The organism is Streptomyces djakartensis, assembly GCF_014651075.1.
In the GTDB taxonomy this organism is placed as follows: domain Bacteria; phylum Actinomycetota; class Actinomycetes; order Streptomycetales; family Streptomycetaceae; genus Streptomyces; species Streptomyces djakartensis.
In genome coordinates, this window is record NZ_BMWE01000093.1 from 1 (window position 1) to 538 (window position 538).

General features: G+C 47.0%; 1 protein-coding gene. It reads left to right on the plus strand.

From position 1 onward, the window contains the following. Positions 1-260 (plus strand): hypothetical protein (locus tag IE212_RS35850; RefSeq protein WP_506005145.1); only part of this gene is annotated, 260 nt, incomplete at its 5' end. Between the last annotated feature and the right edge of the window lie 278 nt (positions 261-538).

Here is a 538-nt window from a genome sequence, read left to right on the forward strand (position 1 = left end):
TAGAGGACAACACAAAGGTTACGATACCAGCAAATAAGCGGAATTACAGAAAGCAAAAAGACCATGTAAAGGTTATGAATACTATGAAAGCTTTAAAAAAGCAGTTAGGAGAAGAAGTAAAAGAGGGTAGACCAAAAGGGAGTGGAACAGCGGAGCAGACAGTCAGAGAATGGCAGGAGAGCCACCCAGCAGGAAAGAAAGCGGACTGCATTCGAGAGACAGGATTGAGCAAGCCCACCGTTTACAAGTGGTGGAAGTAGGGCATACTTGAAATGCCGAAAGGCATATGCTATAATGCCAGTAGGCAAGAAAGACGAAAGTGCTCATTGTGGCACGCAAAAAGCCCCGGAGGTCGCAACTCCGGGGCTTTTCTATTCCGTTGTGGCAAGGTGGCTTATTCCTTAGGCTGGCTACCGCCTATTTATCTCCGTCCAGCCATTTGCAGATGTAGTAGGCGACTACACTTGCCAAGACAGAGAGTAAGAAAGACGAAAATATACTCATGGTGGCACACCCCCTTTCTGTACCTGTATAGGGG